We start from the raw sequence: 13,603 nt of genomic DNA, 5'->3' as shown, positions 1-13,603 counted from the left end.
CCGGCAGAACCCGGCAGAACCCGGCAGAACCCGGCAGAACCGGTCCTGACGGACCGCTGGGCCGGCGCGGCGTACCCCCCGAGAGGAGCACGCCGCGTCCGGCGTCAGGCGCGGCGGCGGACCAGCGCGGCTCCGGCGAGCAGGAGCAGACCGGCCAGCAGGGCCGGCAGGGCCAGGGACGGCGCGCCCGTCTCCGGCAGCGCCTCCGCGGCCGCGACCTCACCGTCGTCGGAGGTGCCGTCGTCGGTGTCGGTGTCGCCGCCGACGTTGCCGGGCTCGTCGGCCTCGACCACGGTCACGGTGAACGAGTCGGACACGGCCGGTGCGCGCAGCAGGATCGGGGCCTGCTCGTCGGTGGCGCTGCAGGACACCTCGGTGACACCGAGCGCGAAGACGCTGCCCGAGGCCGGGGTGCAGGTGACGGGGACCGGACCGACGACGAGATCGGTCGCGGTCGCGACGAACTCGACCGCCGCGCCCGACGGGCCGGTGGCCTCGACGGTGATGTCGTCGGGCAGGTCGAGGACCGGGCCCGTGGTGTCGACGACCTCGACCACGAAGGCCGCGTCCGCCGTGCCCGCCCAGGCGTCCTCGACGGAGCAGGTCACCGACGTGGATCCCAGCGGGAAGGTCGCGCCCGTGACGACGACGTCCTCGGGGGCGCCGTCCGTGAGGCGGCAGGTCGGCGTCAGCGCGGCGCCGGTGAAGTCGGCCCCGGTGACGGTGAAGTCGAGAGCGGCCCCGGCGGGCCCGGTGGCCTCGAGCAGTGCGTCAGCCGGGACGCTCACCGTCGGCTGCGGAGCGGTCACGGTGACGTCGAAGGAGTCCGAGGCCTCCACGTCGCGGGAGTTGACCACCGAGCAGGTCACGGTCGTCGTACCGATCGCGAGCACGTCACCGGACACGACCGGGACGTCGCCGGGCTTCAGGCAGGTGACGGGCAGGTCGCCGTCGATGACGTCGTTGCCGGTCACGCTGAAGTCGACGGGGGCGCCGTCGGCGTCGACCGCGACCGCGTTGAGGTCGGCCGGCACCGTGACGGTCGGCAGCGGGTCCTTCACCTCGATGGTGAAGCTGTGGAACTTGTACTGGAACAGGTTGGCCAGCGAGAAGGGCGCCCACATGCACCCGCCGTAGTAGGTCCCGACGGCGAGCTCCTCGACGGTGGAGAACGACGTGCCGAAGGTGTAGCCCAGGAAGTCGAGGTCGAGGAAGTCCCAGACGCTGTCCACGGGCTCGTCACTGAGGGCGCACGCGCCCACCACGACCGGGCTGTCCGTCCAGCCACCGCTGATCGAGAACTGGATCGGCACGTCCGCGCCCGCGGCGCTGGTCGCCTCCACCACGATCGAGTCGTCACCGGACACGACGACCGGGCCGGGCGCCTGCTGCGGCGTCGGTACGACGGGGGCGGACTCGTCCTCGGTGGTGCTGGCCGGCGGGGGCGCGTCGCCCTCGGCGGGCGCCGGTGCCGGCTCCTGGGTGGGAGTCGGCGCGGGCTCGGGCGAGGGCTCAGGAGTGGGGTCCGGCGTCGGCTCGGGCGTGGGGGTCGGCGTGGGCTCGGGCGTGGGGGTCGGCGTGGGCTCGACCTCCGAGCCTGCGGCCGGGCCGCTGCCGGGGCCGATGTCCTCGGCGAGTGCGGTGGTGGGGCTCAACGACGCGAGCAGCGCCAGCGCTGCGGCAGCGAGCGCGCTCGATCGACGGATCCTGCGAGATGGGGGGAGCATGGTGACATATCACCAGAAAATGCGGGATCTCGTCCCGGATACAACAATCTCTTTACCTTGCGGCGCAACCCTCGGTTCAGCTGGTCGCGAGATGGGCCAGCTGGGCCCGCACCGACCACTCCGCGGCGCCCCACAACGCCTCGTCGACGTCGGCATAGACGATCTCGACGACGCGACGGGCGAGGATCGGGTCGTCGGCGACGTCCGGGTCCAGCGCGGTGGTGGTCATGCCGAGCGTGGCGAGTGCGGCCTCGACCTGGGCGAGTCGCTCACGCCGGTGCGCCCGGTAGTGGTCGAGCACGCCGCCGGCGTCGCCGAGCACGGGCCCGTGGGCCGGCCACAGCGTCGCGACCCGACCGTCCTGCACCAGCCCGCGCATCCGGTCGAGCGAGGCGAAGTAGCCCGCCAGATCCCCGTCGGGGTGGGCGATCACCGTCGTGCCGCGCCCGAGCACGGCGTCACCGGTCAGCAGCGCCCGGTCGGCCTCGACCAGCAGCGAGATCGAGTCGCGGGTGTGCCCGGGCGTGTGGTGCACCTGCAGCGCGAGCCCGTCGAGCTCGATCTGCTCACCGTCGACGACGGGGTCCGCGCGCCAGCACTGGTCGGCGTCGAGACCGCGCACGCCGCAGCCCATCCGCTCCGCGAAGGAGCGCGCCGCCTCGGTGTGGTCGATGTGGTGGTGGGTGACGACGACCGCCTCCACCTCCCCCGCGACAGCAGCGACCGCGTCGAGGTGGTCGTCGTGCAGCGGACCGGGGTCCACGACGATCGATCGGCGTGCACCCGGCTCGCGCAGGATCCAGGTGTTGGTGCCGTCGAGGGTCATCAGGCCCGGGTTGGGCGCGAGCACGCAGCGCCCGCGGGCGCCGTACTCCCCGCCCGACCAGGGCTCCATCGGTCAGGACCTCCGGGACGCGACGAGCGGGCGGAGCTCGTCGGGCATCGAGAGGGTGAGTCCCTCCCCGAGCGGCTCGACCTCCGGCATGAACATCGTGACCGACCGCCCGGCACTGGCGCCGATCACCGCGTCGATGCCGTCGGCCCCCTCGACCCGGCCGATCTCACCGATCTCGAGGCAGGTGAGGTAGGTCGGCGGCAGCATCGCGAGGTCGCCGCGGTCCGCCTGCTCGGCGGCCTCCGCGGCGCCGAGCCAGGTGACCTCCGAGGACTCGGTCGAGACGTCGCGGGTGACCTGACCCTCCGGGAGCCGGGCGACGAAGAACCAGGTGCGATAGCGCTTCGACTCGAAGACCGGCGTCAGCCAGCCGCTCCACGTGCCGAGCAGGTCGGTGCGGAGCACCAGACCACGCCGGTTGAGGAAGTCGGTCATCGACAGCGCGCGGGACTCCAGCGCGTGCCGGTCGGCCTCCCAGTCGTCGCCGGTCGTGTCGGCGACGACCTCGTCGGCCGACGGGCCGGCCAGCAGCACACCGGACTCCTCGAAGGTCTCGCGGACCGCGGCGCAGACCAGCGCCCGGGCGACGTCCTCGGTGGCGTCCAGGCGGGCGGCCCACGTGGCGGGGGTCGGCCCGGCCCACGCGACGTCCTGGTCGTAGTCGCGGGGGTCGACGCCGCCGCCGGGGAAGACGCACATCCCGCCGGCGAACTCCATCGACACATGGCGACGGAGCAGGTAGACCTCCGGCGCTCCGTCGGCTCCGGCGCGCATCAGGATCACGGTCGCGGCGTCGCGGGGCTCCGCGGCGACCCGGGTGCCGTCGGCGTACTCGCGGGCGACGTCGGCCAGGTGCGCGGGAAGCGGGACGGGCGGCAGCGGGATCCTCACTCGACCCCGCCCTCGATCGCCGCGGGGATCTCGGCGATCACCTCGACCTCGACGGGGGCGTCGAGGGGCAGGACAGGGACGCCGACCGCCGAGCGGGCGTGCACGCCGGCGTCCCCGAAGACCTTGCCGAAGAGCTCGGAGGCGCCGTTGGCGACGCCGGGCTGGCCGGTGAAGTCGGGCGTCGACGCGACGAACGCGACGACCTTGACGATCCGGACGCCGGCCAGGTCGCCGGTGACGGAGCGGATCGCCGCCAGCGCATTGAGGGCGCACTGACGGGCGCACTCGTGGGCGATCTCCGGGGTGACCTCGGCGCCGACCTTGCCGGTCGCCATCAGGACGCCGTTCTTCATGGGCAGCTGCCCTGCGGTGAACACGTGCCGCCCGCTGGCGACGGCGGGGACGTAGGCGGCGACCGGCGGGACCACCTCCGGCACGCTGAGGCCGAGCTCGGCGAGCCGCTCTTCGGGGGTCGGCACGGGCTCAGCCCTCGGCGGGGCGCTTGAAGTAGGCGATGTCGTTGCCGCCCTGGCCGGGGACGAGGGTGACGAGCTCCCACCCGTCCTGGCCGAAGTTGTTGAGGATCTGCGCCGCGACGTGGTTGAGGACGGGCGCCACCTGGTACTCCCACTTGGTCATGCCCGCACCCTATCCGCGAACCGCGCGGCCCTTGTGCAGAGAATGTGTGCACAACTATTGTGCACGCATGGAGTCCGTCCGTCTGACCACTGAGTCCCTCGCCGTCCTGGCGCACCCGTTGCGCGCGCGGCTGCTGAGCGAGCTGCGTCGCGACGGGGCGGCGACGGCGACCGAGCTCGCCGGACGACTCGACACCAACACGGGCGCCACCAGCTATCACCTGCGCAAGCTGGAGTCCGTCGGGCTGGTGACCGACACCGGCGCGGGCATCGGCAAGCGTCGCCTGTGGGAGGCGTCGACCCGGATGCACGGGTGGGACCGCAGCGACTTCGCAGGCGACCCCGACGCCGAGCAGGCTCTCAACTGGCTGGTGCGCCACTACCTCGACCAGATCTCCGGGCGGTACGCCGAGTGGCTGGACGCCGAGGCGCGCTGGCCCCTCGCGTGGCGGGACGCCGCCGGGATGGGCGACGACGCCGTCCACGTCACGGCCGCCCAGCTGCATGAGCTCAATGCGGAGCTGTCCGCCGTCATCGCCCGTTACGCCCGGGCGGGCGACGGCGACCCGGCCGCCCGCACCGTGACGGTGGCCTACCTCGGCTTCCCGCAGGACCCGACGGACGTGCCGACGCGATGAGCAGTCCCGACACCACCACGTCGGCCCCGTCGGCCCCGTCGGCCGCGGCCGCGCCGCCCGCTCCGCTGACCCCCGAGGCGGCGCGGCGGGCCTTCCTGACGCTGACCGTGACGCGCTGGCTGCCGGTCGGGTTCGTCGCCGGCATCCTCACCCTCTATCAGCTCGACAACGGCCTGAGCATCGCGCAGGCCCTGACGACGACGGCCGTCACCGGCTGGGTGGTGCTCGCCCTGGAGCTCCCCACGAGCGGCTTCGCCGACATCTTCGGACGCCGTCCGGTCTACGTCGTCTCCGCGATCGCCAACGTCGCTGCCGCCGTCGCGCTCCTCCTCGCGGACTCCTTCTGGACCTTTGCGCTGTCCTCCGCCCTGTTCGGTGTCTTCCGAGCCCTCGACTCCGGCCCGCTCGAGGCGTGGTTCGTGGACACGGTCCACGCGACCACGCCCGGCGCCGACGTCGACCGGACGCTGGCGCGGCAGGGCACGCTGCTCGGCATCTCGATGGCCCTCGGATCACTGGCCACCGGCGGCCTGGTGCTGTGGGCGCCGATGCCCGGGTGGTCGGCCCTGACGCTGCCGGTGGTCGTCTTCGTCGTCCTCAACGCCCTGCACCTGCTCGCGACCGTCGTGCTGATGAAGGAGGACCGCCCGCACCCCACGGGCGGCACCGCCCTGCATCGCGCCGCCCGCTCGGCACGCGAGACGCCGGCCGTGATCCGCGCCGGCCTGGGCCTCGTGCGGCGCAACCGGGTGCTGCAGGGGCTCGTGCTGGTCGAGGCCTGCTGGTCGGTCACGATGGTCGTGTTCGAGACCTTCCAGCCGGTGCGGCTCTCCGAGCTGCTCGGCAGCACGGAGGAGGCCGGCGCATGGATGGGCGCCGTCGCCGCACTGGGCTGGGGCATCTTCGCGCTGGGGGCGGCCCTGGCCGGCTGGGCAACGCCGCGGTGGGGCGTGGCCCGCACCGCGGTCGTCGCCCGGGTCCTCAACAGCCTCGGCGCGATCGTGATGGGCCTGGCGCTCGGCCCGGTCGCCCTCGTCGCCGCGTATCTCTTCACCTACGCGATGCACGGGTCCTGCGGCCCGTCGCACTCGGCGCTGCTGCACCGCGAGGCCACCTCGGCCAACCGGGCCACCGTGCTGTCGCTCAACTCGATGACCGCCTTCGGCGCGTTCGCGCTGGCCACGCCGCTGCTCGGGCTGCTGGCCACCGCCACGACGACGCCGACGGCGATGGTCACCGGCGGCGCGGTCGGCCTGGCGGGCGCTGTCTTCTATCGCGCCGCGGTCCGCGCCGAACGACAGGCCGGACGACAGGCCGGACGACAGGCCGGGCCGGTCACCGCGCCCCCCAGCCCGTGACGTAACGCTGCTCACCGTGTCGCGGCTTCGCCTGTTTCCGGCACGAGCGCTCGCTACGCTGCCCACGTGAGTGACTGGGGGAAGGTCCGGCTGCACGTGGTGACCGGCAAGGGCGGCACGGGCAAGTCGACCGTGGCCTCCGCCCTGGCCCTGGCATTGGCGACCAAGGGCGCCAACGTGCTGCTGTGCGAGGTCGAGGGCCGCCAGGGCATCGCGCGGATGTTCGACGTCGACCCGCTGCCCTACGAGGAGCGGCGCCTGACGACCGGACTCCCGGACGCCGACGGCGGTCGCGGCGTCGTGCACGGCCTCCACATCGACGCCGAGGCGGCGCTGCTGGAGTACCTCGCCCTCTACTACCGACTCGGTCGCGCCGGCCGCGCCCTCGACCGCTTCGGCGTGATCGAGTTCGCCACCACCATCGCACCCGGCGTCCGCGACGTGCTGCTGACCGGCAAGGTCTATGAGGCCGTCCAGCGCAACAGCCGCAACAAGGGCGCCATCCAGTACGACGCCGTGGTGCTCGACGCGCCGCCGACCGGGCGGATCACCCAGTTCCTCAACGTCAGCAACGAGCTCGCCGGCCTCGCCAAGGTCGGGCCGATGAAGTCACAGTCCGACACGATGATGACCCTCTTCCGCTCCCCCCAGACCGCTGTCCACCTGGTCACGGTGCTGGAGGAGATGCCGGTCCAGGAGACCGCCGACGGGATCGCCGAGCTGCGCAGCGCCGACCTGCCGGTCGGCGGTGTCATCGTCAACCAGGTCCGGCCCCAGGACCTCTCGAGCGAGGCACTGTCCGCGGCCCGGGCGGGCACGCTCGACAGGAGCCGCGTCGAGGCCGACCTCACCAGCGCGGGGGTCGCACTCGACGGCACCTCCGGTGCCACGCTCGTCGACGGTCTGCTCGCCGAAGCCGCCGACCACGCCGAGCGCCGCGCCCTGGAGGACTCCCAGCGTGAGCTGGTCGCCGGTCTGGGCGTCCCGTCCTACGAGCTGCCCCGCCTGGCCGGTGGCATGGACCTCGGCGGCCTCTACGAGCTCGCCGGCCTCCTCCGACAGCAAGGGATGGCCTGAGCAGACATGGCACGCAGCAGCGCGAAGCGCCCCTCCCGCGTCGGACCGTCGACGCCGCCGTCGCAACGAGCAGGAGAGCTGGACGTCGACGCCCTCCTCGATGACAGGTCCACCGCCATCATCGTGTGCTGCGGATCCGGTGGCGTGGGCAAGACGACGACCAGCGCCGCCCTCGCACTGCGGGCCGCCGAGCGCGGGCGCAAGGTCGTCGTCCTCACCATCGACCCGGCGCGGCGCCTGGCCCAGTCGATGGGGATCGCCGAGCTCGACAACACCCCGCGCCCGGTCACGGGCGTGGTGGGCGAGGGCTCGCTCGACGCGATGATGCTGGACATGAAGCGCACCTTCGACGAGGTCGTGCTCTCCCAGGCCAGCCCCGAGAAGGCCGAGCAGATCCTGAAGAACCCCTTCTACATCGCACTGTCCAGCTCGTTCGCCGGCACGCAGGAATACATGGCGATGGAGAAGCTCGGACAGATCCACCGCGAGCACGTCGCCTCCGGTCCCGAGTCCTCCGGCGACTACGACCTGATCGTCGTCGACACTCCGCCATCCCGCTCGGCGCTCGACTTCCTGGACGCGCCCGAGCGGCTCTCCAGCTTCCTCGACGGCCGGTTCGTGCGACTGATGCTGGCCCCGGCGAGGGGACCGGCGAAGCTCATGACCGCCGGCTTCAGCATCATCACCAACGCGCTGACCAAGGTCCTCGGCGCGCAGTTCCTCAAGGACCTGCAGACCTTCGTCACCGCGCTCGACACCGTCTTCGGCGGCTTCCGGCAGCGGGCCCAGCAGACCTACTCCCTGCTCCAGGCCGACGGTACGGCGTTCCTCGTGATCGCGGCGCCCGAGCCCGACGCGCTGCGCGAGGCGGCGTACTTCGTCGAGCGGCTCACCGAGGACCGGATGCCGCTGGCCGGGCTCGTCGTCAACCGTGCCAGCCCCCAGCCGGCGGGCGAGCTGTCGGCCGACGAGGCCATGGCCGCCGCCGACCGGCTGCGCGCGGCCGACCCGGAGTCACTCACCGCGGGACTCCTGCGGCTGCACGCCGACCGGACCCGCCTGGTCGGGCGCGAGGGCGTGCTGCGCGAGCGCTTCGCCGCCGCTCACCCGCAGGTGGCGACGGCCGTCGTACCCGCGCTCGCCGGCGACGTCCACGACCTCGACGGGCTGCGTCGGGTCGGTGGACTGCTTTCGGGCGCCGCGGGTGAGCCTGCGAACCCGCGCCACACGCCCGAAGGTTGAGGAGCGTCGGCTCGGTCGGAGCCTGCGACGACCGAGTGACGCGTCTCGAAACCCGGTCGGTTGCGCCTCAGCCTCGAATCGAAGCTCAGACCTGGACGGCCGAGCCCTCGCGGGCGGCCTCGAGCACGTTGCGCCACGACGCGTTGGGCCGGCGGCGCAGCAGCGCCCGGCGCTCGCGCTCGGTCATGCCGCCCCAGACGCCCCACTCGATCTGGTTGTCGAGCGCCTCGGCGAGGCACTCGGTGCGCACGGGGCATCCCGCGCACAGCTGCTTCGCCTTGTTCTGCTCGGCGCCTCGAACGAACAACTGGTCCGGCTGCGTGTCCCTGCAGGCGGCGTTCAACGCCCAGTCCTCAACCCACATGTGTGTCCCCTGGTGATTCCCACACCCGGTTGGCCAGCACCCCCACAGCGCTCGGTCCAACCGGTCTCAACAAGGTAAAGGACGAATCCCTCGACCGACACCCGCTCTTTGGGCCCACTTCTGGTAGTCAATCCGGACTAGACCGGTGACGAGGCCCGGGACCCGACCCGGGCCGAAGGTCCGCGTCGGGCCGCCGCTGCACCGCTGGCGACGACTCGGGGACTCGACCCATGGTCCCGTACCCTGAGCCCATGTCCCGCACCCGCTTCGACGGCCTGCCGCCCGGCAAGATCGCCTCGCATCTGGGCGTCATGCTGCTCGTCTCCGTCGTCCTGGGTGTGGTGGTCTCCGGCCTGGCCATCCCGTTCGCCGGCGTGCTCGGCTTCAGCGCCCGCAACGTCGCCGAGTCGGTCGACGACCTGCCGCAGGAGCTCGAGACCGAGCAGCTCCCGCAGCGCACCGAGATCAAGGGCAGCAACGGCACCACGATCGCGACCCTCTATGACCAGAACCGGATCAACGTCCCGCTGCGCCAGATCTCGCGGACGATGGTCGAGGCGATCGTCGCTATCGAGGACTACCGCTTCTACCAGCACGGCGCACTCGACCTGAAGGGCACGCTGCGCGCGCTCTTCACCAACCAGGCCGCCGACGGCGTCGTCCAGGGCGGCTCCTCGATCACGCAGCAGCTGGTGAAGCTGACCCTCATCAACCAGGCCGACACCGAGGAGGAGCGCGAGGCCGCCACGGACGACACCTACGGCCGCAAGCTCCGCGAGCTCCGCTACGCCATTGCGCTCGAGAAGCGCCACAGCAAGGACTGGATCCTCGAGCGCTACCTCAACACCGCCTACTTCGGCGACGGTGCCTATGGCGTCCAGGCCGCCGCCCAGCACTACTTCAGTGTCAACGCCAAGGACCTCAACCTGCTGCAGGCCTCGCTGCTCGCCGGCCTGGTGCAGAGCCCCGAGGCCTACAACCCGACCAAGAACGCCGCGCAGGCCAAGGTCCGCCGCAACGTCGTACTCGACCGGATGGCACAGCTCAGCGTCATCAGCCAGGAGCGTGCCGACAAGGTCGGCAACCGCGGCCTGGGCCTGAAGGTCAAGGACATGGCCAACGGGTGCGTCAACTCCCAGGCCCAGTTCTTCTGCGCCTACGTCGTGGAGTGGCTCAAGACCGACCCCGCCCTCGGCGCCACCCCCGAGGAGCGCGAGCGCCTCATCTTCAGCGGTGGTCTCTCCATCCGCACCACGATCGACATGCGCTTCCAGAACGCAGCCCAGAACTCGGTCTCCTCGCACGTCTTCAAGGACGACGGCGCGATCGGCGCCCTGGCGCTGGTCGAGCCCGGCACCGGCAACGTCAAGGCGTTGGCCCAGTCGCGCCCGATGGGCAAGGGCAAGGGCCAGACCTTCCTCAACTACACCGTGCCGACGACCTACGGCGACGCGGCCGGCTTCCAGCCCGGCTCGACCTTCAAGGCCTTCGTGCTGGCCTCCGCCATCCGGCAGGACGTGCCTCTCAACCGGCGCTTCCCCGCCCCGCAGACGGGCTACTTCCCGCTCAACGAGTTCGAGACCTGCGACGGGAGCTACCAGTCCAGCGAGGTCTGGACGCCCGGCAACTCGACCAGCTCCTCGGCCAATCCCGACCTCTACGAGGGCACCCAGAACTCGGTCAACACCTTCTTCGTGAACCTCGAGCTCGAGACCGGTCTGTGCGACCCCTGGAAGCTCGCCCGGGAGATGGGCATCAACCTCTCCAAGAAGTGGCAGATCCCGTCCTTCACCCTCGGCGTCTCCGACGTCAGCGCCCTCGACATGGCCGAGGCCTACGCGACCTTCGCCGCCAAGGGCGTGCACTGCTCCTCACGCCCGGTCACGCAGATCGAGGACGCCGACGGCAACGTGCTGAAGAAGTACCCCGAGGCCTGCAACCAGGTGCTCGCCTCCCCGGTCGCCAACGCCGTCAACGACGTCCTGCGTGGCGTCATCGAGGGCGGCTTCGGGTCGGCGCTCAACCCCGGCCAGCCCTCGGCCGGCAAGACCGGCACGACGAGCGACAACAAGGCCGTGTGGTTCGTCGGCTACACCCCGACCCTGTCGGGCGCCGGCATGGTCGCCGGCGTCAACTCGGCCGGCCAGCCGGAGTCACTCGACGGCAAGTCCGTCGGCGGCAACACCCTCTACTCCTCCTCCGGATCGACGACGGCCGGGCCGATCTGGGGTGACGCCTTCAAGGCGCTCGCCGAGATCCTCCCCGACGACGACTTCGAGCGACCCTCCTCCACCGACATCGCCGGCCTGCTCGTCCCCGTGCCCTCCGTCGCGGGACGCTCCTACGACGACGCCCGCGCCAGCCTCGAGGCCCTCGGCTTCAACGTGGTCCGCGGTCCCATGGTCGATTCCAGCTATCAGCGCGGACTGGTCGCCTACTCCGCTCCCGGCGCCGGTGCCCGGCTCGGCTCGGGCGACACCGTCACGCTCTACATCTCCGACGGCAGCCCCCGCCGCTCACGCGGCGACGGCCGCGGCGGTGGCGGCGGCGGTGGCGGTGGCGGCGGTGGTGGCGGCCGAGGCGGCAACGGCAACGGCAACGGCAACGGCAACGGCCAGGACAACGGTCGCGGCGGCGGCCGCGACGACGACTGAGGTCAATTCACCACGGTAGGGAGACGGGTGGCCGCTTCCCCGGCGGAGTTCCGCGAGGAAGGCGCACACTCGCCCACCGACCGTGGTGAATCGGACGCGAAGGCCCGGTCAGGCGCCGAGCTGGCGTCGTACCTCCGCGGCGACGGCGGCGCCGTCGGCCTTGCCCTTGACCTGCGGCGTCACCTTGCCCATGACCTGACCCATCGCCTTGGGGCCGGCCCCGGCGAGGCCGAGCTCGTCGACGACGGCGGTGACGATCGTCGCGATCTCCTCCGGCCCGAGCTGGGCGGGCAGGTAGTCGGCGATCACGGCGGCCTCGGCGCGCTCCTTGGCCGCGCTCTCGGGACGGTTGCCGTCCTCGAACGCGACCGCGGCCTCGCGGCGCTTCTTGGCCTCGCTCGACAGCACGGTCAGGATCTCGTCGTCGGTCAGCTCCTTGGCGACCTTGCCCGCGACCTCGGCGTTGGTGACCGCTGTGAGGATCATCCGCAGCGTCGAGGACCGCACGTCGTCCCGCGCCTTGATGGCGGTCGTGAGGTCGGTGCGCAGACGGTCCTTGAGGGTGCTCATGGGGTGATTGTGCCTGCCCTGTAGGAGACTGGACCAATGGGATTCCTCCGCTCGCTGGTCCGCGCGGCAGCGGTGAGCGGGGTCGGCGGCGCGGCCCTGGCCGGCTATGGCCACTGGGAGGCCCGGCAGTACGGCGTCACCCGGCACGACCTGCGTGTCCTCCCCGCCGGCATGCGACCGCTGCGGGTCCTGCACCTCACCGACCTGCACATGACCCCCGGCCAGCACCGCAAGCAGGAGTGGCTGCGCTCCCTCGCCACGCTGCGCCCGGACCTCGTCATCGACACCGGGGACAACCTCGCGCACCGCGACGCCGTGTCGCCCGTGCTCGACAGCCTCGCTCCGCTGCTCGAGGTGCCCGGCGTGTTCGTCCACGGCTCCAACGACTACTTCGAGCCCGGCCTGCGCAACCCGTTCGGCTACCTGCTGCCCGACCGCGGCAAGCGGCACACCGACGTGCCGCAGCTGCCCTGGGGCGAGCTCAGTGCCGGTCTCGCCGGAGCCGGCTGGCTCGACCTGACCAACCGGCGCGCCCGGCTCGCCGTCGGCGAGACCTCGTTGGCCTTCGCCGGCGTCGACGACCCCCACCTGGGCTACGACGACCTGGCCGCGGTGGCCGGGCCGGCCGACGACGCGGCCGACCTGCGCCTCGCGGTCGCCCACGCGCCGTACCTGCGCGTGCTGGACCAGTTCGCCGCCGACGGCTACGACGCCATCGTCGCCGGCCACACCCACGGAGGACAGGTCCGGCTGCCGTGGCCGGGCGGCCCGCGAGCGCTGACCACCAACTGCGACCTCGACCCTGCCCGGGCGAGTGGCCTGCACCGCCACCCTGCCGACTCCCGGCCGGGTGACGCCGGATCGGCGTGGCTCGAGGTGAGCGCGGGAGTCGGGACCAACCCCTACAGCCGGGTGCGGGTGGCCTGTCGCCCCGAGGCCGTGCTCCTGACACTGCTCCCCCGGGCCTGACCTCCCGGGCCTCCCCGATTGCGGGCCGGACCCTCGGCTCCGCTATGCTCCCCTGCTTGTGAGCAGGCGCGTTTGCGCGGGCCTGAGCACGGCGGGCTGTGGCGCAGCTTGGTAGCGCGCCTCGTTCGGGACGAGGAGGCCGCAGGTTCAAATCCTGTCAGCCCGACCGCCAGATGTCCGAGGACGTCGAGCCCGGTGGGCCCCCACTCCGGTGGGGGCCCACCGACATTTTTCGGCAGCCGCCCGGCACCCCCCGTCACGTTGGTGACCTCGGACGCTCGATCGGGCCTGCCTCCATGACAGACTGCTGCCCATGGCAGACGAGCAGGACAAGCTGAAGCTCAGTTTGGAGCCACCCAAGCTGTTCGGTCGCAAGAAGAAGACCGCTTCGAGCTCACCCGCGCCTGCCCGCGCAGCCGCCGAGGAGGCGCCCGGCGCGGAGGAGCCGAGCGCCGAGGCCGAGGTCCTCGACGAGCCCGAGCCGATCGACGAGCCGGAGGTCATCGACGAGCCGGCGGCCGTCGAGCCGGAGGCCGTCGAGCCCGCGGACGAGCCGACTGCGGTCATTGAGACCGTGCAG

Annotated in this window: 13 protein-coding genes, 1 tRNA gene and 1 pseudogene; 8 read left to right on the top strand and 7 right to left on the bottom strand. The window is 72.2% G+C overall.

Features of this window, described 5'->3' with window-relative positions; translation table 11 throughout:
- Positions 1–104: 104 nt before the first annotated feature.
- From E9934_RS19920 to E9934_RS19835, 5 genes are all read right to left on the bottom strand, one after another.
- The gene (locus E9934_RS19920; RefSeq protein ID WP_136562937.1) at positions 105–1,727 is read right to left on the bottom strand and encodes an LPXTG cell wall anchor domain-containing protein; all 1,623 of its coding nucleotides are present in this window, start codon (positions 1,725–1,727) and stop codon (positions 105–107) included.
- A gap of 76 nt (positions 1,728–1,803) precedes the next feature.
- Positions 1,804–2,622 carry an MBL fold metallo-hydrolase gene (locus E9934_RS10960; RefSeq protein WP_136562936.1) on the bottom strand — a complete coding sequence of 273 codons (819 nt, stop codon included), beginning with the start codon at positions 2,620–2,622 and terminating at the stop codon, positions 1,804–1,806.
- Between the two features lie 3 nt (positions 2,623–2,625).
- Positions 2,626–3,513, bottom strand: coding sequence for an NUDIX hydrolase (locus E9934_RS10955; protein WP_136562935.1), 888 nt, complete (start codon positions 3,511–3,513; stop codon positions 2,626–2,628).
- Positions 3,510–3,992, bottom strand: coding sequence for a RidA family protein (locus E9934_RS10950; RefSeq protein WP_136562934.1), 483 nt, complete (start codon positions 3,990–3,992; stop codon positions 3,510–3,512). Before E9934_RS10950 ends, E9934_RS10955 begins: the two co-directional genes overlap by 4 nt.
- Positions 3,993–3,996: 4 nt before the next feature.
- Positions 3,997–4,152 (bottom strand): Sp36 family protein, encoded by a 156-nt coding sequence (locus E9934_RS19835; protein WP_162851546.1) that lies wholly within the window; start codon positions 4,150–4,152, stop codon positions 3,997–3,999.
- 67 nt (positions 4,153–4,219) lie between these two features.
- Between E9934_RS19835 and E9934_RS10945 the strand changes: the two genes are divergently transcribed.
- The 4 genes from E9934_RS10945 (at position 4,220) to bagB (ending at position 8,466) form a co-directional block, all read left to right on the top strand.
- Positions 4,220–4,789, top strand: coding sequence for a winged helix-turn-helix domain-containing protein (locus tag E9934_RS10945; RefSeq protein WP_136562933.1), 570 nt, complete (start codon positions 4,220–4,222; stop codon positions 4,787–4,789).
- Positions 4,786–6,147: an MFS transporter gene (locus E9934_RS10940; RefSeq protein WP_136562932.1), complete on the top strand. Its 1,362-nt coding sequence runs from the start codon at positions 4,786–4,788 to the stop codon at positions 6,145–6,147. The genes E9934_RS10945 and E9934_RS10940 overlap by 4 nt, the downstream gene beginning before the upstream one ends.
- 66 nt (positions 6,148–6,213) lie before the next feature.
- Complete coding sequence (gene bagA, locus E9934_RS10935; RefSeq protein WP_136562931.1) at positions 6,214–7,224, top strand: ATPase BagA; 1,011 nt, start codon at positions 6,214–6,216, stop codon at positions 7,222–7,224.
- A 6-nt stretch (positions 7,225–7,230) separates the two neighbouring features.
- Entirely contained in the window at positions 7,231–8,466 is a 1,236-nt protein-coding gene (bagB, locus tag E9934_RS10930; protein WP_136562930.1) for an ArsA family ATPase, read from the top strand.
- A gap of 85 nt (positions 8,467–8,551) precedes the next feature.
- Here bagB and E9934_RS10925 read toward each other — a convergent pair whose 3' ends face one another.
- On the bottom strand, positions 8,552–8,830 hold the full coding sequence (locus E9934_RS10925; protein WP_136562929.1) for a WhiB family transcriptional regulator: 279 nt from the start codon (positions 8,828–8,830) through the stop codon (positions 8,552–8,554).
- A gap of 251 nt (positions 8,831–9,081) precedes the next feature.
- Between E9934_RS10925 and E9934_RS10920 the strand changes: the two genes are divergently transcribed.
- On the top strand, positions 9,082–11,484 hold the full coding sequence (locus tag E9934_RS10920) for a penicillin-binding protein (protein ID WP_136562928.1): 2,403 nt from the start codon (positions 9,082–9,084) through the stop codon (positions 11,482–11,484).
- 108 nt (positions 11,485–11,592) lie between these two features.
- Here E9934_RS10920 and E9934_RS10915 read toward each other — a convergent pair whose 3' ends face one another.
- Positions 11,593–12,054, bottom strand: a complete 462-nt coding sequence (locus tag E9934_RS10915; protein ID WP_136562927.1) for a GatB/YqeY domain-containing protein — start codon at positions 12,052–12,054, stop codon at positions 11,593–11,595.
- Between the two features lie 36 nt (positions 12,055–12,090).
- Here E9934_RS10915 and E9934_RS10910 point away from each other — a divergent pair, with 36 nt between their 5' ends.
- The 3 genes and pseudogenes from E9934_RS10910 to E9934_RS19915 form a co-directional block, all read left to right on the top strand.
- Entirely contained in the window at positions 12,091–13,023 is a 933-nt protein-coding gene (locus E9934_RS10910; protein WP_136562926.1) for a metallophosphoesterase, read from the top strand.
- A gap of 92 nt (positions 13,024–13,115) precedes the next feature.
- Positions 13,116–13,189 (top strand) — tRNA-Pro (locus E9934_RS10905).
- Positions 13,190–13,336: 147 nt separating this feature from the next.
- Positions 13,337–13,603, top strand: a pseudogene (locus E9934_RS19915) (hypothetical protein); the annotation flags it as partial.

The organism is Nocardioides caeni (assembly GCF_004912195.1).
In the GTDB taxonomy this organism is placed as follows: Bacteria; Actinomycetota; Actinomycetes; order Propionibacteriales; family Nocardioidaceae; genus Nocardioides; species Nocardioides caeni.
This window is presented reverse-complemented; position numbering and strand designations above follow the sequence as displayed.

Coding starts and splice junctions, on each gene's coding strand:
- E9934_RS19920 (WP_136562937.1), bottom strand. CDS start 1,727: ATGCTCCCCCCATCTCGCAGGATCCGTCGATCGAGCGCGCTCGCTGCC.
- E9934_RS10960 (WP_136562936.1), bottom strand. CDS start 2,622: ATGGAGCCCTGGTCGGGCGGGGAGTACGGCGCCCGCGGGCGCTGCGTG.
- E9934_RS19835 (WP_162851546.1), bottom strand. CDS start 4,152: ATGACCAAGTGGGAGTACCAGGTGGCGCCCGTCCTCAACCACGTCGCG.
- E9934_RS10945 (WP_136562933.1), top strand. CDS start 4,220: ATGGAGTCCGTCCGTCTGACCACTGAGTCCCTCGCCGTCCTGGCGCAC.
- E9934_RS10940 (WP_136562932.1), top strand. CDS start 4,786: ATGAGCAGTCCCGACACCACCACGTCGGCCCCGTCGGCCCCGTCGGCC.
- bagB (WP_136562930.1), top strand. CDS start 7,231: ATGGCACGCAGCAGCGCGAAGCGCCCCTCCCGCGTCGGACCGTCGACG.
- E9934_RS10925 (WP_136562929.1), bottom strand. CDS start 8,830: ATGTGGGTTGAGGACTGGGCGTTGAACGCCGCCTGCAGGGACACGCAG.
- E9934_RS10920 (WP_136562928.1), top strand. CDS start 9,082: ATGTCCCGCACCCGCTTCGACGGCCTGCCGCCCGGCAAGATCGCCTCG.
- E9934_RS10915 (WP_136562927.1), bottom strand. CDS start 12,054: ATGAGCACCCTCAAGGACCGTCTGCGCACCGACCTCACGACCGCCATC.
- E9934_RS10910 (WP_136562926.1), top strand. CDS start 12,091: ATGGGATTCCTCCGCTCGCTGGTCCGCGCGGCAGCGGTGAGCGGGGTC.